This window comes from Oharaeibacter diazotrophicus, assembly GCF_004362745.1.
GTDB lineage: Bacteria > Pseudomonadota > Alphaproteobacteria > Rhizobiales > Pleomorphomonadaceae > Oharaeibacter > Oharaeibacter diazotrophicus.
In genome coordinates this window covers 386,442-405,995 of the sequence record NZ_SNXY01000009.1, presented here as the reverse complement: position 1 = coordinate 405,995, position 19,554 = coordinate 386,442, and the positions used below count along the sequence as shown (strand labels likewise).

At 73.4% G+C, this 19,554-nt stretch carries 20 protein-coding genes; 15 read left to right on the top strand and 5 right to left on the bottom strand.

All coding sequences use genetic code 11. From position 1 onward, the window contains the following. The first annotated feature begins 59 nt into the window (after positions 1-59). From EDD54_RS16930 to EDD54_RS16915, 4 genes are all read left to right on the top strand, one after another. A complete protein-coding gene (locus EDD54_RS16930; RefSeq protein WP_126538388.1) occupies positions 60-800 on the top strand; it encodes a HugZ family pyridoxamine 5'-phosphate oxidase in 741 nt (246 codons plus the stop codon). Between the two features lie 496 nt (positions 801-1,296). Then, a complete protein-coding gene (locus EDD54_RS16925) occupies positions 1,297-2,910 on the top strand; it encodes a phosphoenolpyruvate carboxykinase (RefSeq protein ID WP_126541790.1) in 1,614 nt (537 codons plus the stop codon). A 216-nt stretch (positions 2,911-3,126) separates the two neighbouring features. Continuing rightward, positions 3,127-3,618, top strand: coding sequence for a hypothetical protein (locus tag EDD54_RS16920; protein ID WP_126538387.1), 492 nt, complete (start codon positions 3,127-3,129; stop codon positions 3,616-3,618). Positions 3,619-3,635: 17 nt separating this feature from the next. After that, on the top strand, positions 3,636-4,076 hold the full coding sequence (locus tag EDD54_RS16915) for a hypothetical protein (RefSeq protein ID WP_126538386.1): 441 nt from the start codon (positions 3,636-3,638) through the stop codon (positions 4,074-4,076). A 13-nt stretch (positions 4,077-4,089) separates the two neighbouring features. Here EDD54_RS16915 and rsmD read toward each other — a convergent pair whose 3' ends face one another. Both rsmD and EDD54_RS23250 read right to left on the bottom strand, forming a co-directional pair. After that, positions 4,090-4,650, bottom strand: a complete 561-nt coding sequence (gene rsmD, locus EDD54_RS16910) for a 16S rRNA (guanine(966)-N(2))-methyltransferase RsmD (RefSeq protein WP_126538384.1) — start codon at positions 4,648-4,650, stop codon at positions 4,090-4,092. Then, positions 4,631-6,700 (bottom strand): pseudouridine synthase, encoded by a 2,070-nt coding sequence (locus EDD54_RS23250; protein ID WP_126538383.1) that lies wholly within the window; start codon positions 6,698-6,700, stop codon positions 4,631-4,633. The genes rsmD and EDD54_RS23250 overlap by 20 nt, the downstream gene beginning before the upstream one ends. A gap of 45 nt (positions 6,701-6,745) precedes the next feature. On the opposite strand from EDD54_RS23250, the gene EDD54_RS16900 reads away from it, so the two are divergent. Beyond that, positions 6,746-7,237: a nucleoside deaminase gene (locus EDD54_RS16900; RefSeq protein WP_425375004.1), complete on the top strand. Its 492-nt coding sequence runs from the start codon at positions 6,746-6,748 to the stop codon at positions 7,235-7,237. On the opposite strand, the gene EDD54_RS16895 is transcribed toward EDD54_RS16900, so the two are convergent. Beyond that, positions 7,221-8,087: a patatin-like phospholipase family protein gene (locus EDD54_RS16895; RefSeq protein WP_245515798.1), complete on the bottom strand. Its 867-nt coding sequence runs from the start codon at positions 8,085-8,087 to the stop codon at positions 7,221-7,223. The two genes, EDD54_RS16900 and EDD54_RS16895, sit on opposite strands and share 17 nt — an antisense overlap. Positions 8,088-8,214: 127 nt before the next feature. Between EDD54_RS16895 and EDD54_RS16890 the strand changes: the two genes are divergently transcribed. Both EDD54_RS16890 and EDD54_RS16885 read left to right on the top strand, forming a co-directional pair. After that, positions 8,215-8,478, top strand: a complete 264-nt coding sequence (locus tag EDD54_RS16890; protein ID WP_126538380.1) for a type II toxin-antitoxin system Phd/YefM family antitoxin — start codon at positions 8,215-8,217, stop codon at positions 8,476-8,478. Further along, the gene (locus EDD54_RS16885) at positions 8,475-8,891 is read left to right on the top strand and encodes a type II toxin-antitoxin system VapC family toxin (protein WP_126538378.1); all 417 of its coding nucleotides are present in this window, start codon (positions 8,475-8,477) and stop codon (positions 8,889-8,891) included. The genes EDD54_RS16890 and EDD54_RS16885 overlap by 4 nt, the downstream gene beginning before the upstream one ends. Positions 8,892-8,901: 10 nt before the next feature. On the opposite strand, the gene purD is transcribed toward EDD54_RS16885, so the two are convergent. Further along, the gene (gene purD / locus EDD54_RS16880) at positions 8,902-10,179 is read right to left on the bottom strand and encodes a phosphoribosylamine--glycine ligase (RefSeq protein WP_126538377.1); all 1,278 of its coding nucleotides are present in this window, start codon (positions 10,177-10,179) and stop codon (positions 8,902-8,904) included. A gap of 119 nt (positions 10,180-10,298) precedes the next feature. Between purD and ubiA the strand changes: the two genes are divergently transcribed. Further along, on the top strand, positions 10,299-11,240 hold the full coding sequence (gene ubiA / locus EDD54_RS16875) for a 4-hydroxybenzoate octaprenyltransferase (protein WP_126538375.1): 942 nt from the start codon (positions 10,299-10,301) through the stop codon (positions 11,238-11,240). A gap of 9 nt (positions 11,241-11,249) precedes the next feature. Here ubiA and EDD54_RS16870 read toward each other — a convergent pair whose 3' ends face one another. Next, the gene (locus tag EDD54_RS16870) at positions 11,250-11,813 is read right to left on the bottom strand and encodes a DUF6101 family protein (RefSeq protein WP_126538373.1); all 564 of its coding nucleotides are present in this window, start codon (positions 11,811-11,813) and stop codon (positions 11,250-11,252) included. Between the two features lie 325 nt (positions 11,814-12,138). Here EDD54_RS16870 and EDD54_RS16865 point away from each other — a divergent pair, with 325 nt between their 5' ends. From EDD54_RS16865 to lpxK, 7 genes are all read left to right on the top strand, one after another. Then, a complete protein-coding gene (locus tag EDD54_RS16865) occupies positions 12,139-13,482 on the top strand; it encodes a TldD/PmbA family protein (RefSeq protein ID WP_126538371.1) in 1,344 nt (447 codons plus the stop codon). After that, entirely contained in the window at positions 13,469-14,278 is an 810-nt protein-coding gene (locus tag EDD54_RS16860) for a 3'(2'),5'-bisphosphate nucleotidase CysQ (RefSeq protein ID WP_126538369.1), read from the top strand. The genes EDD54_RS16865 and EDD54_RS16860 overlap by 14 nt, the downstream gene beginning before the upstream one ends. An 86-nt stretch (positions 14,279-14,364) precedes the next feature. Then, the gene (locus EDD54_RS16855) at positions 14,365-14,598 is read left to right on the top strand and encodes a DUF4170 domain-containing protein (RefSeq protein ID WP_126538367.1); all 234 of its coding nucleotides are present in this window, start codon (positions 14,365-14,367) and stop codon (positions 14,596-14,598) included. A 115-nt stretch (positions 14,599-14,713) separates the two neighbouring features. After that, on the top strand, positions 14,714-16,516 hold the full coding sequence (locus EDD54_RS16850; RefSeq protein WP_165644609.1) for an ABC transporter ATP-binding protein: 1,803 nt from the start codon (positions 14,714-14,716) through the stop codon (positions 16,514-16,516). After that, positions 16,513-17,244 carry a lysophospholipid acyltransferase family protein gene (locus EDD54_RS16845; protein ID WP_245515797.1) on the top strand — a complete coding sequence of 244 codons (732 nt, stop codon included), beginning with the start codon at positions 16,513-16,515 and terminating at the stop codon, positions 17,242-17,244. The genes EDD54_RS16850 and EDD54_RS16845 overlap by 4 nt, the downstream gene beginning before the upstream one ends. Then, a complete protein-coding gene (locus EDD54_RS16840; RefSeq protein WP_126538363.1) occupies positions 17,237-18,535 on the top strand; it encodes a 3-deoxy-D-manno-octulosonic acid transferase in 1,299 nt (432 codons plus the stop codon). Before EDD54_RS16845 ends, EDD54_RS16840 begins: the two co-directional genes overlap by 8 nt. Continuing rightward, entirely contained in the window at positions 18,532-19,551 is a 1,020-nt protein-coding gene (gene lpxK, locus EDD54_RS16835) for a tetraacyldisaccharide 4'-kinase (RefSeq protein WP_126538361.1), read from the top strand. The genes EDD54_RS16840 and lpxK overlap by 4 nt, the downstream gene beginning before the upstream one ends. The last annotated feature ends 3 nt before the right edge of the window (positions 19,552-19,554 follow it).

Genomic DNA, 19,554 nt, shown 5'->3' with positions numbered 1-19,554 from the left:
CGGCCCGGGTGGAAAGACAAACCGGCCGCCCGGCGCGGCCGGTCGAGGAGACACTGCCGATGACCGACGCGCCCTTCGACCCGATCGCCGCCGCCCGCGCCGTGCTGCGCGCCGCGTCCACGGGATCGCTCGCCACCCTCGGCGAGGACGGCGCCCCCTTCGCCAGCCTCGTCACGGTGGCGACCGACGCCGCCGGCGACCCGCTGCTCATGGTCTCGAGGCTCGCGGTCCACACCCGCAACCTCGACCGCGACGGCCGCTGCGCGCTGCTGCTGGTCGCCCCGGGCGGGGAGGGCGGCGACCCGCTCGCCGGTGCCCGGCTGACCGTCGAGGGCCGCGCCGCCCGTCTCGACGGCGAGAGCGCAGACCTCGCCCACGCCCGCGGGCGCTTCCTCGCCCGGCACCCCGAGGCCGAGGGCTACGCCGCCTTCGCCGACTTCGGCATGATGCGGGTCGCGACCGATCGGGCCCATCTCGTCGCCGGCTTCGGCCGGATCCACACCATCGCCGGCAACGACCTCCGCGCGGGCGAGGACGTCGCGGCCGCCTTCGCCGCCGCCGAGGCCGACGTGGTCGGCCACGTCAACGAGGGTCACGCCGACACCGTGCGGCTGTGGGCGACGCGCCTCCTCGGCCGCCCCGACGGCGCGTGGACCGTCGTCGCCGCCGACCCGGACGGCCTCGACCTCTCGGACGGCGAGTCCGTGGTGCGGCTCGCCTTCCCCGCGCGTCAGGGCGCCCCGGCCGAACTCCGCGCGACGCTGCGCGACCTCGCCGACGCCGCCCGGGCCCGCGGCTGAGCCGCCCGGCGTCGGATCTTCCGCTCTTCGTTCGTGCTCCCGGCCGCGTCGCGGCCGGGCCGCCTGCACGTGCCGCCGATGCTGTGCAGCTCGGTAGTCGTCCAGACCTTACGTGAACGTCAAGTCGAGCTCGGCTGGACGTGCGATTTGTTCGCCGGGCGAAAGAAAAGAAATTCGCCCCCGGCACCCGTCCAGCCACTGCTACCAATGGCTATGCGCGGTGAAATTCAACCGTTTAAGGCTGTCGTTCGAAGTATTTGCGACGAAGGTCAACTTGCTCGCGAACCTTCGCCTGCGTAGCTCTGTTGAACATTCGACACCGGACGGCGGGCGGTTGCGGCATTTCATAGGTGCCTCCCGTTTACGTAAGGTGCGGATACGTCATCGCCGGTCGGTACCGTTCCCCCATAAAAATGCGCGGACGGATCGGTTCATGGGGCACCTCGCCAAGCTGCCGACCGAACGTCGGCCGGGCGTCTCGACGGGATTCATCGACGTGAAGCAGACGGGCATCTGGAACGCCGCCAAGGGCATCGAAACGACCGGTCTCTCCGATCTGTCCGCCCTGTACTGGAACCTCGGCGAGCCCGAGCTCTACGAAGAGGCCATCCGCCGCGGCGAGGGTGTCGTGGCGGCCGGCGGCGCCTTCGCCGTCGAAACCGGCGTCCACACCGGCCGCTCGCCGAACGACAAGTTCGTCGTCCGCGACGCCACCACCGACGGCTCCGTCTGGTGGGACAACAACAAGCCGCTGTCGCCCGAGAAGTTCGAGCTGCTCTACGCCGACTTCCTCGCCCATGCGAAGGGCCGCGAGCTGTTCGTCCAGGATCTCGTCGGCGGCGCCGAGCACGCCCACGCCCTGCCGACCCGCGTGGTGACCGAGTACGCCTGGCACTCGCTCTTCATCCGCAATCTGATGATCCGTCCCGGCCGCGCGGACCTGCTGTCCTTCGTGCCGCAGATGACGATCATCGACCTGCCGTCCTTCAAGGCGGATCCGGCCCGTCACGGCGTCCGCACCGAGACGGTGATCGCCTGCGACTTCACCCGGAAGATCGTCCTCATCGGCGGCACGTCCTATGCCGGCGAGATGAAGAAGTCGGTCTTCACGATGCTGAACTTCCTGCTGCCGGCCAAGAACGTGATGCCGATGCACTGCTCGGCCAACGTCGGCCCGGCCGGCGACACCGCGCTGTTCTTCGGCCTGTCCGGCACCGGCAAGACCACGCTGTCGGCCGATCCGACCCGCACCCTCGTCGGCGACGACGAGCACGGCTGGTCCGAGAACGGCGTCTTCAACTTCGAGGGCGGCTGCTACGCCAAGACCATCCGCCTCTCCCGCGAGGCCGAGCCGGAGATCTACGCCACCACCGAGCGCTTCGGCACTGTGCTCGAGAACGTCGCGATCGACCCGCTGACCCGCCAGCCGGACTTCGACGACGGCTCGAAGACCGAGAACACCCGCTGCGCCTACCCGCTGCACTTCATCCCGAACGCCTCGGCGACCGGCCGTGCCCCGCAGCCGAAGAACATCATCATGCTGACCGCCGACGCCTTCGGCGTGATGCCGCCGATCGCCAAGCTGACCCCGGCGCAGGCGATGTACCACTTCCTGTCCGGCTACACCGCCAAGGTCGCCGGCACCGAGAAGGGCGTGACCGAGCCGCAGGCGACCTTCTCGACCTGCTTCGGCGCCCCGTTCATGCCGCGTCACCCCTCGGAATACGGCGAGTTGCTGAAGCGCCTGATCGCCGACCACGAGGTCGACTGCTGGTTGGTCAACACCGGCTGGACCGGCGGCGCCTTCGGCGAGGGCCGTCGCATGCCGATCAAGGTGACGCGCCGCCTGCTGACGGCCGCGCTCGACGGCTCGCTCAAGGACGCCAAGTTCTACACCGACCGCAACTTCGGCTTCGCCGTCCCGACCGATCTCGAGGGCGTCGAGCCGCACATCCTGCACCCGCGCAAGACCTGGCGCGACAAGCTCGCCTACGACGCCCAGGCCGCCAAGCTGGTCGGCATGTTCGTCAAGAACTTCGAGAAGTTCGAGGCCTACGTCGACGGCGACGTCAAGCAGGCCGCCCCGGAGATCCGCGCCGCCGCGGAATGACGCCATGACCGCTCGGGGTTCCCGGAGGAGGGAGCCCCGACGGACGGCCGCGATCGACCGTTTCGGGAGGAGACGGGGGAGGGGCCGGGCCCGCGCGAGCGGGGCCGGCCCTTTCCTATGGCGCGTCGCACGCCACTGGCCATCTGACGCGTGCATGTCGCCTGCGATCGTGGCAAAGTGCACCCGTAATCTTCCGGACGGGGAGAGGAGGGGCGGATGCGGACGTGGACGCTCGTCGCCGGGGCGCTGGCCGCCGCGGCATCTGGATCGGCCCCGGCGGAGGCCGCGGCCGATCGTCTCGCCTTCTTCGGAGGGCTCAGGATCACGGCGGTGTCGTCGGTTTGCACCGCGGAGGAAGTCGCCTCGGTCGGCGACACCGCCCTGGTCGTGTTCCAGCGCGACCTGCGCAGCGGCACGACGCGCGACAACATCCGGATGGGATTCGGGCTCAGCGACTACAGTTTCGTCGCCGTCGACGCGGCCGGCGACCGCGCCGCTTTCCGAGCGGCCGGCAAGGCGCAGGGCGTCTACATCTTCTCGCGCGGCAATACCGGCTCGCAGGAGAGTTCCTACTCGAACTTCGTGATGACGCCCTCGAAGATCGCCGCGACGACGCCGACGGTGAAGATCTCAGGAAAGATCGGCAACTTCGACGCCGAGGGCTGCACGGTCACCTTCGAGGCCATGACCATCCGTCGGCCGGATTGAGCGGGGGAGCCACCGAGATGTCGACCAGGATCATCATCGCCGCCGCCGCCCTCGCCGCCGCCGTCGGCACCGCCGCCGCCGACCCGGTGGAGTTCCGAGGCCACGGTGTCGTCACCGCGGGCCCCGCCACCGGTTGCCCGAGCGTCGGCACCGTGACGGAGGTCACCTATCGGATCGCCTTCGGCGACCGGCCGGACTCGCTGTTCGTCAAGTTCGACTGGGCCGGCCGCGAACTGCGGCCCAACGGCCGCACCACCTTCGCCGCCAAGGGCAAGGCCAGCTTCGGCGAGGCCAACGGCTGGGGTTTCTGGACAGGCGACGTCGCCTACGAGGGCTTCGCCGTGACGCCCGCCACCAACACCGCCAAGGCGAACACCATTCGGGTCAAGTTCACCCACGTCCAGCCGGACGGCAAGTGCAAGATCACCATCGACGCCGGCCTCGCCCGCGTCCACTGATCGGGATCCGTCGTCAGCCGGCGGTCGCGAAGGCGATCGCCGTGTCGCCGTAGACGCGGCGGTCGACCGGCTCGAAGCCGGCCGGCCACGCGATCTCGGCCTTGGCCGTCTCCTCGACCACCACCAGCGCCCCCGGCACCAGCCAGCCGCCGCGCTTCAGCGCGGCGAGGGCGGCGTCGGCGAGGCCCTTGCCATAGGGTGGGTCGAGGAAGGCGAGCGTGTAGGGTTCGGCGGTGCCGACCGGCCCCATGTCGGTGGCGTCGCGCCGGAAGATCCGCGTCGTCCCGGTCAGGCCGAGCGCCTCCTGGTTGCGGCGGATGATGCCGCGTGCCTCGGCGCTCTCCTCCACGAACAGGCAGGCCTTCGCACCGCGGCTCATCGCCTCGAAGCCGAGCGCGCCGGTGCCGGCGAAGAGGTCGAGCACGCGGGCGTCGCGGAGCACGCCGTGATGGGCGTGCTCCAGGATGTTGAACAGGCTCTCGCGCAGCCGGTCGGTGGTCGGCCGGATCGCGAGCGAGCCCTCGGCCGGTCCGGCCAGCGCCGTGCCTCGGAACCTACCGCCGACGATCCGCATGCGGCCCCCTCGGCTTGCCGCCGCCCGGCCGACCACCGGGACCCGCAGGCTTCGGACCCGCAGGCTTCGGGCTGCCGGACGCGGGCTTTCCGCCGCCCGGCTTCCCCGCCCGCGGCTTGCCGCCGCCCGAGGCGGGACCGTCGGCGCGCGGGCGCTCGGAACGGGGCCGCTCGGCGCGCGAACGCTCCGCACCGGCCCTCTCGCCGCGGGGCCTGTCGTCGCGCGATTCGGCCGCGCGGGGTCCGCGGGCCTCGCCACGATCGGCGGTCTTAAGGCCGGTGCCCTTCGGACCGGCACTCTTCGGACCACCCTCGACGGCGGACGGCCGCGGCGCACGGGCGCGGCGCTCCTCACCGGCCGGAGCGGCGCCGCGCGTCGGCTTGTCGGAACGCCCGCCGGCACGGGGCTCGTCGCCGCCGGTGCGGCGGAATCGGCTCTCCTCGCCGCCCGGACGGCGGGGGCGGCGGTCGTCGTCGCGGACCGGGCGCTTGCCGGCCGGACCGCCGGTCCGCGCCTCGCGACGCTCGAACTCGTCGCCACCGATCGCGTCGGTGCGTGGCCGGAAGCCGCCGGAGTCCGGCTCGGCGCGCCGGCCGCGCGGACGTTCGTCGGCGACCGGACGCGGCGCGGCGCGTCCGCCGTCGCGCTCCGCCGTCGCGCCGTGGCTGCGGCTGCCGCGGGCGCGCGAGGGCGCGTCGGGGCCGCCGCCGTGGGAGAGCGAGCCGCGCGACTTCAGCGCGCCGCGCGGCGCTTCGGTGCGCTCCGCCGTCTCGGGCTTCGGCTTGCGGGCGACCTCGAAGGCGCGACCGGTCTTGTGGGCGCGCGGCGCCTCTGCGGCCTCGCTCTCGCGCTTCGCCCGGTCGAGCCGCTTCGGCCGGTCGGGCGTCAGCGCCTCGGGCTTGGCTGCGCCGAGCCGGCTGCGGCCGGCGTTCGGCGGCGGCGCCGGCTCGCGGCGTTCCTCGGCGGCGCGGCGCTTCGGCGCGCCGGCTTCGACCGGACGTGGCGCCGGACGGCCGTGCGGCTTGTCCCTCCCGGGAGCACGCTCTGCGCCCCGACCCTGACGGCTCTCGCCGCCTCGACCCTGGCGGGTGTCGGCGTTGTGCTCGATGTCGGCCTCGTGGCGGTGGCGGCTGCGGGCGGCGTCGGGGCGGCGCGGCGCGCGCGCCACCTTGCCCTTGGCCTCGGGCGGCCGTTCGTCGTCGTCGCGCGGGGCGGACTGTTCGGCGATGCCGAGGCCACGCTGACGCTCGGGCTGGCGCTCGCCCTCGCGCAGGCGGAAGTCGGCGCCGGCCTCGCCGGCGAGGCGCTCGCCGAGCTGCTCCTTGAGCACGCGCCGCGGCACCTCCTCGACGGCGCCCTCGGCGAGGTCGCCGAGCTGGAACGGCCCGAAGGACAGGCGGATCAGCCGGTTCACCTCGAGGCCGAGATGGGCGAGGATGTTCTTGACCTCGCGGTTCTTGCCCTCGCGCAGACCCACCGTGAGCCAGACGTTGTCGCCCTTGCGGCTGTCGAGCGTCGCTTCGACGGCGCCGTAGAGGATGCCGTCGATGGCGACGCCGTCGCGCAGGGCGTCGAGGTCGGCCTGCTCGACCGCGCCGTGGGCGCGCACGCGGTAGCGCCGGAGCCAGCCGGTCGCCGGCAGTTCGAGCACGCGCGACAGCCCGCCGTCGTTGGTGAGCAGCAGAAGGCCCTCGGTGTTGATGTCGAGGCGGCCGACCGTCATCACGCGGGGCAGGTCGTCCGGCAGCACGTCGAACACGGTCCGCCGGCCCTCGGGATCGTGGGTGGTCGTGACGAGGCCGCGCGGCTTGTGGAACATCCACAGCCGGGTGCGCTCGCGCTCCGGCAGCGGCTGGCCGTCGACGGTGACGACGTCGCCCGGCTTGACGGTGACGGCGGGCGTGTCGAGCACGACGCCGTTGAGGGCGACGCGGCCCTCGGCGATCATCGCCTCGGCCTCGCGGCGCGAGGACACGCCGGCACGCGCGATCACCTTGGCGACGCGTTCGGGTTCGGCCGCGGACGGCGTTGAATTCTTCGGTGTCTTCATGGCACGGGTGAATAGCAGGGAAACCGGCGGGGCGGAACGGCATCGATGGCGAATGCGACCGACGAGGAGGCCGAAGAACGCGCCGACCGGGGCGCGGACGAGGGCTTCATGGCGCTCGCCCTCGCCGAGGCGGAGGCGGCCGCCGCGCGCGGCGAGGTTCCCGTCGGCGCGGTCGTCGTGCGCGACGGCGTGGTCCTCGCCCGCGCCGGCAACCGCACGCTCGAGCTGAAGGACCCGACCGCCCACGCCGAGGTGCTGGCGATCCGCGCCGCCGCCGCCGCGATCGGCTCGGAACGGCTGGTCGGCTGCGACCTCCACGTCACCCTCGAGCCCTGCCCGATGTGCGCGGGGGCGATCTCGTTCGCGCGCATCCGACGGCTCTACTACGGCGCCGGCGACGAGAAGGGTGGCGCCGTCGAGCACGGCGTCCGGCTGTTCGCGGCGCCGACCTGCCACCACGCGCCCGAGGTCTATTCCGGCATCCGCGAGACCGCGGCGGCCGACCTTCTGCGCGGCTTCTTCAGGGCCCGCCGTTGAGATCCTCGACGAGCCGGCCCTCGAGGGCGGCGCCGAGCTGACGGCGGACGTCGTCGCGCACCGCGGCGGTGGAGCGGATCACCGCGGCGGCCTTGAGGAAGTCGAGCACGCCGAAGGCGTCGACCGGCGGACGCACCAGGATGTCGGGCCGGCGCGCCTTCAGCTTCTCCGTGATCACCGTCTGCATCAGGATCTGGCTGGCCCCGAAGATCGACTCGCGGGCGTTGGGGTGGCTGCGCCCGGCGGCGCGCTCGGGGGCGCCGACCACGTCGACGGCGATCACCAGGTCGACGTCGTCCGGCAGCCGGTCGAACGGCAGCGGGTTGACGACACTGCCGTCGATCATCGGGACACCGTCGATCTCGACCGGCCGGAACACGATCGGCAGCGCGATCGACGCGGCGACGGCGCGGCGGAGCGGGCCCGAGGCGATCTCGACCTCGCGGCAGCCGTAGAAGTCGGTGGCGACGGCGGTGAAGGGGATCGCCAGGTCCTCGAAGCGCTTGGGCAGACCCTCGGGCAGGAACAGGTCGAGCACGCGCTCGGGGTCGAACTGGGTGAGGCCGGTGCCGAACAGGTCCGCGAAGCTCTTCGGGCGGAGCTGCCAGAGCTTGGCCCAGATCTCCGAGGGTCGCCGGAACGCGTCGAGCACCGCCTCGCGCACCTCGGCCCCGCTCATGCCGGCCGCGTAGGCGGACCCGAGGATCGCGCCGATCGACGTGCCGGTGATCGCCACCGGCTTGACGCCGAGATCGTCGAGCGCCTCGAGCACGTGGACGTGGGCGAGCCCGCGCGCCCCGCCGCCGCCGAGGGCGACACCGACACGACGGGGCGGGGGAACGGGGGACATGGGCGTGCTCCGCATTGGCGGACGCTGCGATAGGTCGCCGTCTGGGCGAGATGATGACGATCGCACGCGCCGCTGTCCGACGCCTTCCGACGGGCGTATGATGATACGCCCAATTCGGAGGCGAGCGATGGACGAGGTGACGGCTGCGGAAGCGCGGCGGACGTTCGCGGATCTGCTCGACCGCGTCGAGCACGGCGGAGAAGTCGCGATCGTCCGCTCCGGCCGTATCGTCGCGAGGCTCGTCCCCGGTGACGTCCCGCCGCGCGACGAGACCGGCGCGGATCTCGCGCGCGCCGCCGCGGCGCGGATCCGGGCCCGGGCGCGCGATCTTTCCGGCGCACCGATCTCGGTCGAAGAGTGGGCGGCCTTCCGCGACGACGGTCGGCGGTGAGCCTCGTCCTCGACAGTTCCGCGACGCTCGCCTGGGTCCACGGCGACGAACGCACCGAGGCGATCGAGCGGCTGTTCGACCGCATCGTCGCCGAAGGAGCGGTGGTTCCGGATCTCTGGCATCTTGAGATCGCCAACAGCTTGACCATGGCCGTCCGGCGCGGACGGGTCGACGTCGACTTCCGCACGGGCGTGCTCGCGGACTTGGCGGACCTGCCGATCAGGGTCGATTCGCAGACGCGGGCGCGGGCCTTCGCCGCTACCGTCGTCCTCGCCGATACCCATCGTCTCAGCGTCTACGACGCCGCCTACCTCGAACTCGCGATCCGCCTCGTCCTGCCGCTGGCGACGCTCGACCGCGCCCTCGCCGTCGCGGCGGTGACGGCCGGCGTGCCGCTGCTGCCCGGCGCCTGACCTATCCGCCTCACCCTCGTTCGCGCGCCACCGCGCGCCAGCCGATGTCGCGGCGGCAGAAGCCGCCGGGCCAGTCGATCGCGTCGACGGCGGCGTAGGCGGCGGCCTTGGCGGCGGCGGCGTCGGCGCCGCGGGCGGTGACCGCGAGCACGCGGCCGCCGGTGGCGACGAGACGGCCGTCCCTCTGCGCCGTGCCGGCGTGGAACACCGACACGCCCGGCAGGGCCGCGGCGGCGTCGAGGCCGCGGATCTCGCTGCCCTTGACGTAGTCGCCGGGATAGCCGCGCGAGGCCATCACCACGGTGAGAGCGGTGTCCGGCGCAAGGTCGACCGCGGCCTCGGCGAGCCGGCCCTCGACGGCGGCGAGCATCAGCGCGACGAGGTCGGACCGGAGCCGCGGCAGGATCACCTCGGCCTCGGGATCGCCGAAGCGGACGTTGTACTCGATCAGCTTCGGGCCGCCCTCGCCGATCATCAGGCCGGCGAACAGCACGCCGACGAAGGGCGTGCCGCGGCGCTTCAGCGTCTCGACGGTGGGGCGGACGATCTCGGCCATGATCCGCTCGGCCATGGCGGCGTCCACCACCGGCGTCGGCGAATAGGCGCCCATGCCGCCGGTGTTCGGGCCGGTGTCGCCGTCGAAGGCGCGTTTGTGATCCTGGGCGGCGGCGAGGGCGAGGGCGGTGGTGCCGTCGGAGAGCGCGAAGAAGCTCGCCTCCTCGCCGACGAGGCACTCCTCGATCACCACCTCGGCGCCGGCCGCGCCGAAGGCACCGGCGAAGCAGGCGTCGACCGCCTCGAGCGCCTCCTCGACCGAGGCGGCGACGACGACGCCCTTGCCGGCGGCGAGGCCGTCGGCCTTGACGACGATCGGCGCGCCCTTCTCGAGCACGTAGGTGCGCGCGGCGGCGGCGTCGCCGAAGCGGCCGTAGGCGGCGGTCGGGATGCCCGCCTCGTCGCAGAGCGCCTTGGTGAAGGCCTTGGAGCCCTCGAGCCGAGCCGCCTCGCGGGACGGCCCGAACACGCGGATCCCGGCGGCGGAAAGGTCGTCGGCGAGCCCGGCCACCAGCGGCGCCTCCGGTCCGACCACCACGAGGCCGACGTCCTCGGCCTTGCAGAACGCCACCACGGCGGCGTGATCGGTCGGATCGAGCGCGGCGATCTCGGCCACCGCGGCGATGCCGGCGTTGCCCGGCGCGGCGGTGAGCCGGGTGGTGGAGGCCGACGCGCGGAGAGCGACGGCGAGCGCGTGCTCGCGTCCGCCGGAACCGATCAGCAGCACGTGCATGGGGACACCTTCGCGGGCAGGGGGCCTTGTCGCCGCGCGCTCTAGCACGGACCGGCGCCGCGCCACAATGCGCGCGCTCCCCCTCGCGCGGGCTCGCGATTCCCGCTAAACCGGCGGCCATGAGCGAACCGGATCCGTCGAACACCGTCGCCGACGCCCCTCGCGGCAACTGGGTCGACACCCTGCTGCCGCCGCGCTGGCGGCCCTTCGCCCAGCTCGCCCGGCTGGATCGGCCGATCGGCTGGTGGCTGCTGCTGTGGCCGTGCTGGTGGTCGGTGGCGCTGGCGTCCGGCGTCGCCGGTCGGCCGCTGCCCGATCCCGTGCTGCTGCTGCTGTTTCTGGTCGGCGCGGTGGCGATGCGCGGGGCCGGCTGCACCTACAACGACATCGTCGACCGCCACATCGACGCCCGGGTGGCGCGGACGCGTTCGCGGCCGCTGCCGTCGGGGCGGGTCAAGCTGCGCGAAGCGATCGCCTTCATGGTGGCCGAGGCCATGGTCGGCTTCCTGGTGCTCCTCCAGTTCGACCTGTTCTCGGTCACGCTCGGCATCGCCTCGCTCGGCGTGGTGGCGGTCTACCCCTTCATGAAGCGCGTCACCGGCTATCCCCAGCTCGTGCTCGGGCTCGCCTTCTCCTGGGGCGCGCTGATGGGCTGGTCGGTGGTGTTCCAAGGCCTGTCGGCAGCACCGCTGGCGCTCTACGTCGGCGCCGTCGCCTGGACGGTCGGCTACGACACCATCTACGCCCACCAGGACCGCGAGGACGACGCGTTGATCGGGCTCGGCTCGACCGCGCGCACCTTCGGCGAGCAGTCGCGGCCGTTCCTGGCGGTCTGCTACACGCTGGCGGTGGCGGCGGTCGGCACGGCGGTGGCGCTGGCGCACGGCCACGTCTTCGCCTGGCTCGGGCTCGCGGGCTTCGCCGCGCACCTCGCCTATCAGGTGATCCGCTTCGACATGGACGACGGCGAGCGCTGCCTGACGCTGTTCCGCTCCAACCGCGAGGCCGGGCTGATCCTGTTCACAGGCTTCGTCGCCGACGCGCTGATCCGCTCGCTCTGAAGGGCGCGTTCACTCGTAGCAGATGATCTCGCGGCAGCCGCGCAGCACCGGCATCTCGCCGGAGTGGCCGGGCTTGCGGCGGACCAGGAAGCGCGGGCGGCGCTTGGTGAGGAGGCCGGTGCGCCGGCGCGGCTGCGGCGTGCCGATCGGCACCGAGGCCGGCGGCGTGACGACCGAGGGTTCGCCGAAGGTCTCGATCAGGAGCATCGGCAGCGACAAAGTCTCGGACCAGCCGCGCCAGTCGGCGGCGGCGGCCTCGAGGTCGCGGGTGACCGTGAGCGGCAGCGTCAGCGCGGGGTCGCGGTGGCTGAGTTCGACGCTGGCGATCAGGGCGCCCTGGGCGTCCGGGGTCAGGCGGATCGCGACGCCGGCATAGGCGGCGATCGGCAGGCTGAGGGTCAGCGGCAAGCCGGACAGCCGGCGCTTCACGATCACGCCGGAGCGGTCGAGATAGACAGCGGCGTCGTGGGCCGCCGGGCCGCCCTGGTCGGTCGGAACCGACCACCGGACGGGCAGGGCGAGGGGGTCGAGGCGCAGGCTGCGTCCGCCCCAAGCGGGTGTGGCTCCCGTCATTCTCTTCGTCGCCTCGGTTTCAACGCATCCCGTTCCGGGCCCGGCTTGTCGTGGGTTGCGCCGCCGGGTCCCTTCACGAGACGACCCTAGCCCCGCGGCCCCCTTGTCCGGCTTAACCGACGGGGTAAACATTTCCTCGACGGCCGAAAGGGTTAGCGCCTGCTTGCCGCGATCGTTCGGAATGCGGGTGCGTCGACGCTCCGTGCACCCCGCCGCGCTCGTGCCACATCCGTCGGGCGAAACGGTCGACGGCGGCGTTCCCCGGCCTTGTGGGGGCCGCCCGCACGCCGTAGATACGGATCCACGTCCTGGGGATTGTCGCGCCATGTCCGAACTCGTCGATCTCGCCGCGCTGACGGCGCAGGCGCACCGGCTCGTCGAAGCCGCGCTGCGCGCCGGCGCCGACGCCGCCGACGCCGTCGCCTCGCGCTCCGTCAACGAGGTGGTCTCGCTCCGGCTCGGCAAGGTCGAGAAGGTCGAGCATTCCGAGAACGACGACTTCGGCCTGCGCGTCTTCGTCGGCGAGCGCAACGCCACCGTCTCCGCCACGCTCGGCGCCGACGTCGGCGAACTCGCCGAGCGCGTCGTCGCGATGGCGAAGGCGGCCCCGCCGGACCGCTTCGCCGGCCTCGCCGACCGCGCGCTGCTCGCCCGCGACGTCCCCGACCTCGACCTCTGCGACGGCGTCACGCCCGACGTCGCGGCCCTCTCCGAGCGCGCCCGCGCTTGCGAGGACGCCGCCCGCGCGGTCGCCGGCGTCGCCAATTCCAACGGCGCCGGCGCCTACTGGAGCCGGGCGGGCGCTGCGCTCGTGACGTCCACCGGATTCTCCGGGGGCTACGAGACCTCGCGCCACGGCCATTCGGTGTCGGTGATCGCCGGCGAGGGCACGGCGATGGAGCGCGACTGGGACTCCTCCGGCAAGGTCCATCTCGCCGACCTCGAGGCGCCCGATGTGGTCGGCCGCCGCGCCGGCGAGCGCACCGTGCGCCGGCTGAACCCGCGCCGGCTCGACACCCGGCTCGCCACGATCGTCTACGACCCGCGCGTCTCGACCAGCATCGTCGGCGCGATCACCGGGGCGATCTCGGGCGCGGCGATCGCGCGCGGTACTTCGTTCCTGAAGAACGCGCTCGGCGAGGCGATCCTGCCGGCCGGCTTCACCATCTCCGACGACCCGCGCCGGCCGCGCGGGCTCGCCTCGCGGCCGTTCGACGGCGAGGGCCTGCCGTCGCTGCCGCTCGATCTGGTGGTCGACGGCGTGCTGCAGACCTGGATCCTCGACGGCGCCACCGCCCGCGAACTCGGCCTCGCCTCCAACGGCCGCGCCGCCCGCGGCACCGGGTCGCCGTCGCCGTCGGCGACCAACGTGCTCTTGCACCCGGGCGACGTCTCGCCGGAGGAGCTGATCCGGCAGGTCGGCACCGGCCTCTACGTCACCGACTTCATCGGGCACGGCACCAACCTCGTCACCGGCGACTATTCGCGCGGCGCCACCGGCTTCTGGATCGAGAACGGCGAGCTGACATACCCGGTCTCGGAGATCACCGTCGCCGGGCGGCTGCCGGAGATGTTCCGCGCCATCACGCGGGCGAACGACATCGAGTGGCGCGGCTCCTACACCGCACCGACGCTCGCCATCGAGGGACTGACGATTGCCGGCCGCTGACGCCAGAGAGGCTCCCGGAGCCGACCGCGACGCCGACGACCTCCGCCTGCTGGTCGCCGCCGCCGAATCGGCGGCCGACATCGCGCTCGGCTATTTCCGGCGCGATCCGCAGGTCTGGCACAAGGAGAACGCCTCGCCCGTCAGCGAAGCCGACTACGCCGTCGACCGCCACCTCCGCGAGACGCTGCTGGCGGCCCGGCCCGACTACGGCTGGCTGTCGGAGGAGACCGAGGACGACCCGGCGCGCCTCGACCGCGCGCGCGTCTTCGTCGTCGACCCCATCGACGGCACCCGCGGCTTCCTCGCCGGCTCCGACGAGTGGACCGTGTCGCTGGCGGTGGTGGAGCACGGTCGGCCGGTCGCCGCCGCGCTGATCCAGCCGGCGACCGCGACGCTGTTCACCGCCCGCGCCGGCCACGGCGCCTGGATCGGCGGCCGCCCGCTGGCGCTCGCCGGCGCACGTGATCTCGGGAACGCCACCGTCGCCGGACCGTCGGCGCTCACGGCGCGGCTGCAGCGGGAGGCGCCCGGCGTGCGCGCGGCCGGCTACGTCGCCTCGCTGGCGCTGCGCATCGCCATGGTCGCCGACGGCCGCATCGACCTCGCCATCGCCAAGGGCAAGGCCCACGACTGGGACATCGCGGCCGCCGACCTGATCGTGGTCGAGGCCGGCGGCGTTCTGTCCCGGTTCGACGGCGCGCCGATCGTCTATAATCGCGAGCATCCGAGGCACGGTGCCCTCGCCGCCGCCGCCGATCCGGCGCTGCTGGCGCGGGTGGCCGCGATCCTCGCCTGAGCCTTGCCGATCCCGGCGTTGGCCGCCGTCTTGCATGGCGGCGACCGCTTCCTCCCGCCCGACCTTCCAGCGGAGACCCCGACCCGATGACGACCGCTCCCGCCAAGCAGCTCCTCCACCTCGTCTTCGGCGGCGAACTGAAGAGCCTCGACGCAACCGAGTTCGCGGACCTCTCCAAGGTCGACGTCGTCGGCATCTTCCCGAACTACGCCACCGCCTACGCCGCCTGGAAGGAAAAGGCGCAGGCGACGGTGGACAGCGCCCAGACGCGCTACTTCATCGTGCACCTGCACCGTCTCCTGGAGCCGACCGTGGCCTAACGTACCGGTCCATCCACCGGACGTGACGGCGCCGCGATTTCGGTATAGAGCCCTCCCGGGACTTCCATCCCGGGAATGGAGCGACATGGCCGCGGTCGAGGGCAGGACGGACGGATTGCGAACGCCCGCGTGGGCGGCGGCGGCCGACGCCGACGCCGGCAACCTGCCGGTGGTGATGCGGATCCTGCGCGACTTCGTGCTGCCGCGCCGTTGGCTGGTCGCCCGTTCGATCGGGGCCATGGCCTTCGTCGCCGCCACCACCGGCGCGTTGCCCTTCCTGATGCAGACCGCCGCCGACCGCATCTTCGTCGGCCACGACGTCGCGCTGCTCTACACCCTTCCGGTCGCGGTGGTGGTGGTGATGGCGGTGCGCTCGCTCGCCGAATACTACGGCCGCATGGCCGAGGCGCGCATCTCCGGCGAGATCGTCGCCGAGCTGCGCCAGCGCCTGTTCGCTCGCCTCGCCTCCGCCGACCTCGGCTTCCTCCAGGGCGCCCATTCCGCCCAATTCGTCAGCGTGTTCGCCTCCGACACGCTGATCGTGAACAACGCCGCCGGCCAGACCGTCACCGGCCTCGCCAAGAACGGGCTCCAGGCCGCGGCGCTGGTGTTCGGCATGCTCTGGCTCGACTGGGTGCTCGGGCTGCTGGTGGTCGCCTTCCTGCCGGTGTCGATCTACCTGATGGGACGCCAGCGCAAGAAGCTGCGCTCCTCGGTGCACCGTGCGCTGTCGGGGTCGGGCGACCTGTCGTCCTTCGTCTCGCAGATGCTGACCGGCATCCGCGTCGTCAAGGCCTACGGCCAGGAGGAGGCCGAGGCCGCCCGCGCCGGCGCCGTGATCGAGCGCACGCGACGCGCCAACCTCGCCACCGCCCGGACCCGCGGCCTCACCGGCCCCTTCGTCGAGGGCCTGTCGGGCGTCGGCTTCGCCGCGGCGATCTTCTACGGCGGCTGGCGCGGCGTCCACGGCACGCTGACCCTCGGCGAGTTCATGGGCTTCATGGCCGCGGCCATGTTGATCTACCAGCCGCTGAAGGCGGTCGCCGGCCTGCAGAACGTGCTGGCGGAGGGCGTGATCGCCGCGCGGCGCGTCTTCGCCATCCTCGACGAGCCGGTCCGCGTGGTCGACCGGCCCGGCGCGCCGGCGCTGTCGCTCGCGGGCGGCGCGATCCGCTTCGACGACGTCTCCTTCGCCTACGAGCCCGGCCAGCCGGTGATCGACCGCTTCACCCTCGACGTGCCCGCCGGCGCCAAGGTGGCGCTGGTCGGTCCCTCCGGCGCCGGCAAGTCGACCATCCTCAACCTCGTGCTGCGCTTCTACGATCCCTCGTCGGGCCGCGTCCTGGTCGACGGCCGGGACATCTCGACCGCGTCCCTCGCCAGCGTGCGCGCCGCCTCGGCGCTGCTGACGCAGGATCCGGTGCTGTTCGACGACACCATCGCCGCCAACATCGCCTACGGCAGCCCCGGCGCCACCGACGCCGAGATCGAGGCTGCGGCCCGCGCCGCCGACGCCCACGACTTCGTCGTCGGCCTGCCGGACGGTTACGCCACCCGCGTCGGCGAGGCCGGCGGCATCCTCTCCGGCGGCCAGAAGCAGCGCGTCGCCTTCGCCCGGGCCATGCTGCGCGGCGCGCCGATCCTGCTGCTCGACGAACCCACCAGTGCCCTCGACGCCAATTCCGAGGCCAAGGTCCAGACCGCGCTCGAAACCCTGTTCCAGGGCCGCACCGTGCTGATGATCGCGCACCGGCTCTCCACGGTGAAGCGCGCCGACATGATCGTCGTGATGGACCGTGGCCGCCTCGTCGAGAAGGGCACCCACGACGAACTGGTCGCCGCCGGCGGCCTCTACGCCCACCTCCACCGCACCCAGCTCGCCGGCTCCGGCGAGGCCGCCGCGGAGCCCGCGCCGTGAAGAAGTCCGCCAAGCGCCGCCTGCTCGGCGGCACGCTGCTGCCGAAGGCGCTGGGTTCGGTGCTCGCCGGCTATCTCCGGCTCGTCCACCGCACCAACCGTCTGGTCTGCGAGCCGGCCGACTACGTCGAGCGCTTCGCCCCGCACGCCCCGGCGATCATCGCCATGTGGCACGGCCAGCACTTCATGATGCCCTTCACCCGGCCGCGGACGCTGCCGGTGGCCGTGATGATCTCGACCGCCCGCGACGCCGAGATCAACGCCGTCGCCGCCGAGAAGCTCGGCCTGATCACCATCCGCGCCTCCGGCGCCCACAAGGGCCGCGACGTCGTCCGCAAGCGCGGCCACGCCGGCTTCGTCGAGGCGATTCGCGCGCTGGAGGCCGGCACCACCGTGGCGCTGACCGCCGACGTGCCCAAGGTCGCCCGCGTCGCTGGCCGCGGTATCGTGCTGCTCGCAAAGCATTCCGGCCGGCCGATCGTACCGCTGGTCTACGCCACCAGCCGCAACGTCGACGTCGACAGCTGGGACCGCGCCTCGGTGAGCCTGCCGTTCGGCCGCTCCGCCATTGTCATGGGCGAGCCGATCCACGTGCCCGCCGACGCCGACGACGACCTGATCGAGGCGAAGCGTCAGGCGGTGGAGGCGGAACTGAACCGCATCGTCGACCGCGCCTACGAACTCGCCGGCGTGGTCAGCAAGTTCCGGGACGGCGGCGGCCATGGCTGAGCCGGGCGACCGCCTGCTCGCCGCCTGGTGCGGCCTGACGCGCCTCGCCGCGCCGGTCGGCCGCCTGATCGTCGCGCTGCGTCGCCGCGCCGGCCGCGAGCATCCGTTGCGCTGGTCCGAGCGGCTCGGCATCCAGGGCGAGATGCCGCCGGGCCCGCGCCGGCCGGTGGTCTGGGTCCACGCCGCCAGCGTCGGCGAGACCATGGCCGTGCTGCCGCTGGTCGCCCGCATCGCCGAGACCGGCGTCCGGGTCGTCTTCACCACCGTGACCGTGACCTCCGCCGACGTCGCCGCGGTGCGGCTGCCGGCCGGTGTCGTCCACCGCTTCGTGCCGGTCGACGTCGCGCCCTTCGTCGACCGCTTCCTCGACGCCTGGGCGCCCCGGCTCGCCGTCTTCGTCGAGAGCGAGATGTGGCCGGTGGCGATCGCCCGGCTCCATGACCGCGGCGTGCCGCTGGTGGTCGCCAACGCGCGGATGTCCGACCGTTCGTTCCGGCGCTGGCGCCGCGTCCGCCCGGTGATCGCGGCGATGCTGTCGCGGGTGACGCTGGTGCTGGCGCAGAGCCCGCTCGACACCGAGCGCTTCGCCGCCCTCGGTGCGCCGAGGGTCGAGACCGCCGGCAACGTCAAGTTCGACGCCCCGCCGCCGGAGGCGCCACGCGCCGCCGCCGCCGCGCTCGCCGCCGCCGTCGAGGGCCGGCCGGTGCTGCTCGCCGCCTCGACCCACCCGGGCGAGGACGAGATCGTGCTCGCCGCCTTCGCGCGGCTCCGCGCCCGCGTTCCCGACCTCCTGCTGGTGATCGCGCCGCGCCATCCGGTCCGCGGCGCCGAGATTGCCGCGCTCGCCGCCGACCTCGGCCTCGCCGTCGGCCAGCGTTCCACCGGGGCGCTGCCGCGGCCGGAGACCGCGGTCTACGTCGCCGACACGGTCGGCGAACTCGGCACCTTCTACCGTCTCGCCACCGTCGCCTTCGTCGGCGGTTCGCTGGTCGACGTCGGCGGCCACAACCCGATCGAGGCGGGGCGTTTCGACGCCGCCGTCGTCGCCGGGCCGCAGCTGTGGAACTTCCGCGACGTCTACGCCGCCCTGGTCGAGGCCGGCGGCGCCGTCCTGGTCGAGGGCGAGGACGACCTCGTCGACGCGGTCGAGCGGCTGGTGCTGCACGTCGGCGAGCGCGGCCGCCGCATCGCCGCCGCCCGCGCCGTCGTCGACGGCTACACCGGCGCGCTCGACCGCACGCTCGCCGCGCTCCGCCCCTTCCTCGCCGCGGCGGGGGAGGGCGGTCCGTGAGGACGCCCGCCTTCTGGTATGCCCCGTCGGGCCCGCTCGCCCGCCTGCTCGCGCCGCTCGGCATGCTCTACGGCGCGGTCACGCTCCGGCGGATGGCGCGGCCGGGTGTGCGCGCACCGCTGCCGGTGATCTGCGTCGGCAACTTCGTCGCCGGCGGCGCCGGCAAGACCCCGACCGCGATCGCGCTCGCCCGTGCCGCCGCCGACGTTGGGCTGTCCCCCTGCTTCCTCACCCGCGGCTACGGCGGCCGGCTCGCCGGCCCGCTCGTCGTCGCGCCCGACCGCCATGGCGTCGACGAGGTCGGCGACGAGGCGCTGCTGCTCGCCCGCGTCGCCCCGACGGTGGTCTGCCGCGACCGTCGCCGCGCCCTCGACACGCTGGCCGGCCTCGGCGCCGACCTCTGCATCCTCGACGACGGATTCCAGAATCCGGCAATCGAGAAGCAGTTCTCGCTGGTGGTCGTCGACGGCGCCGCCGGCGTCGGCAACGGCCTCGTGCTGCCGGCCGGCCCGCTGCGCGCGCCCGTCGACGCCCAGATGGTCAGGGCGGACGCGGTCGTGACGGTCGGTGAACCCGCTGGGGAAAGCGCCATGGCGGTGCTGCGGTCGGCGGTGGGCGCCGGCCGTCCCGTGCTTCGCGCCCGGCTCGACCAGCGCGGCGTCGAGGGCTTGCGGGGCCGCCGGGTCTACGCCTATGCCGGCCTCGGCCGGCCGCGGAAGTTCTTCGACCAACTCCGCGCCGGCGGCGTCTACGTCGTCGAAACGCGGGGCTTCCCTGACCACCATCCCTATACGGACGCCGACGCCCGCGCGATCCTCGCCCGCGCCGACGCGCTCGGCGCGCTGCCGGTCACCACCGAAAAGGACGCGGTGCGGCTCGCCCACGCGGCGGCGGGGCCGCGGGCGGACCTCGCCGGCCGATCGGTGGTGGTCGCGGTCGACTGCGTCTTCGAGGCGCCGCATGCGCTCGCCGGCCTGATCGAGACCGCGCGCCGACGCTGGCGCGAAGGCGGCTGAGCC

Bases quoted from the DNA above. Each gene is read 5' to 3' on its own strand.
- EDD54_RS16930 (WP_126538388.1), top strand. From the start codon at position 60: ATGACCGACGCGCCCTTCGACCCGATCGCCGCCGCCCGCGCCGTGCTG.
- EDD54_RS16920 (WP_126538387.1), top strand. From the start codon at position 3,127: ATGCGGACGTGGACGCTCGTCGCCGGGGCGCTGGCCGCCGCGGCATCT.
- EDD54_RS16915 (WP_126538386.1), top strand. From the start codon at position 3,636: ATGTCGACCAGGATCATCATCGCCGCCGCCGCCCTCGCCGCCGCCGTC.
- rsmD (WP_126538384.1), bottom strand. From the start codon at position 4,650: ATGCGGATCGTCGGCGGTAGGTTCCGAGGCACGGCGCTGGCCGGACCG.
- EDD54_RS23250 (WP_126538383.1), bottom strand. From the start codon at position 6,700: ATGAAGACACCGAAGAATTCAACGCCGTCCGCGGCCGAACCCGAACGC.
- EDD54_RS16900 (WP_425375004.1), top strand. From the start codon at position 6,746: ATGGCGAATGCGACCGACGAGGAGGCCGAAGAACGCGCCGACCGGGGC.
- EDD54_RS16895 (WP_245515798.1), bottom strand. From the start codon at position 8,087: ATGTCCCCCGTTCCCCCGCCCCGTCGTGTCGGTGTCGCCCTCGGCGGC.
- EDD54_RS16890 (WP_126538380.1), top strand. From the start codon at position 8,215: ATGGACGAGGTGACGGCTGCGGAAGCGCGGCGGACGTTCGCGGATCTG.
- purD (WP_126538377.1), bottom strand. From the start codon at position 10,179: ATGCACGTGCTGCTGATCGGTTCCGGCGGACGCGAGCACGCGCTCGCC.
- ubiA (WP_126538375.1), top strand. From the start codon at position 10,299: ATGAGCGAACCGGATCCGTCGAACACCGTCGCCGACGCCCCTCGCGGC.
- EDD54_RS16870 (WP_126538373.1), bottom strand. From the start codon at position 11,813: ATGACGGGAGCCACACCCGCTTGGGGCGGACGCAGCCTGCGCCTCGAC.
- EDD54_RS16865 (WP_126538371.1), top strand. From the start codon at position 12,139: ATGTCCGAACTCGTCGATCTCGCCGCGCTGACGGCGCAGGCGCACCGG.
- EDD54_RS16855 (WP_126538367.1), top strand. From the start codon at position 14,365: ATGACGACCGCTCCCGCCAAGCAGCTCCTCCACCTCGTCTTCGGCGGC.
- EDD54_RS16840 (WP_126538363.1), top strand. From the start codon at position 17,237: ATGGCTGAGCCGGGCGACCGCCTGCTCGCCGCCTGGTGCGGCCTGACG.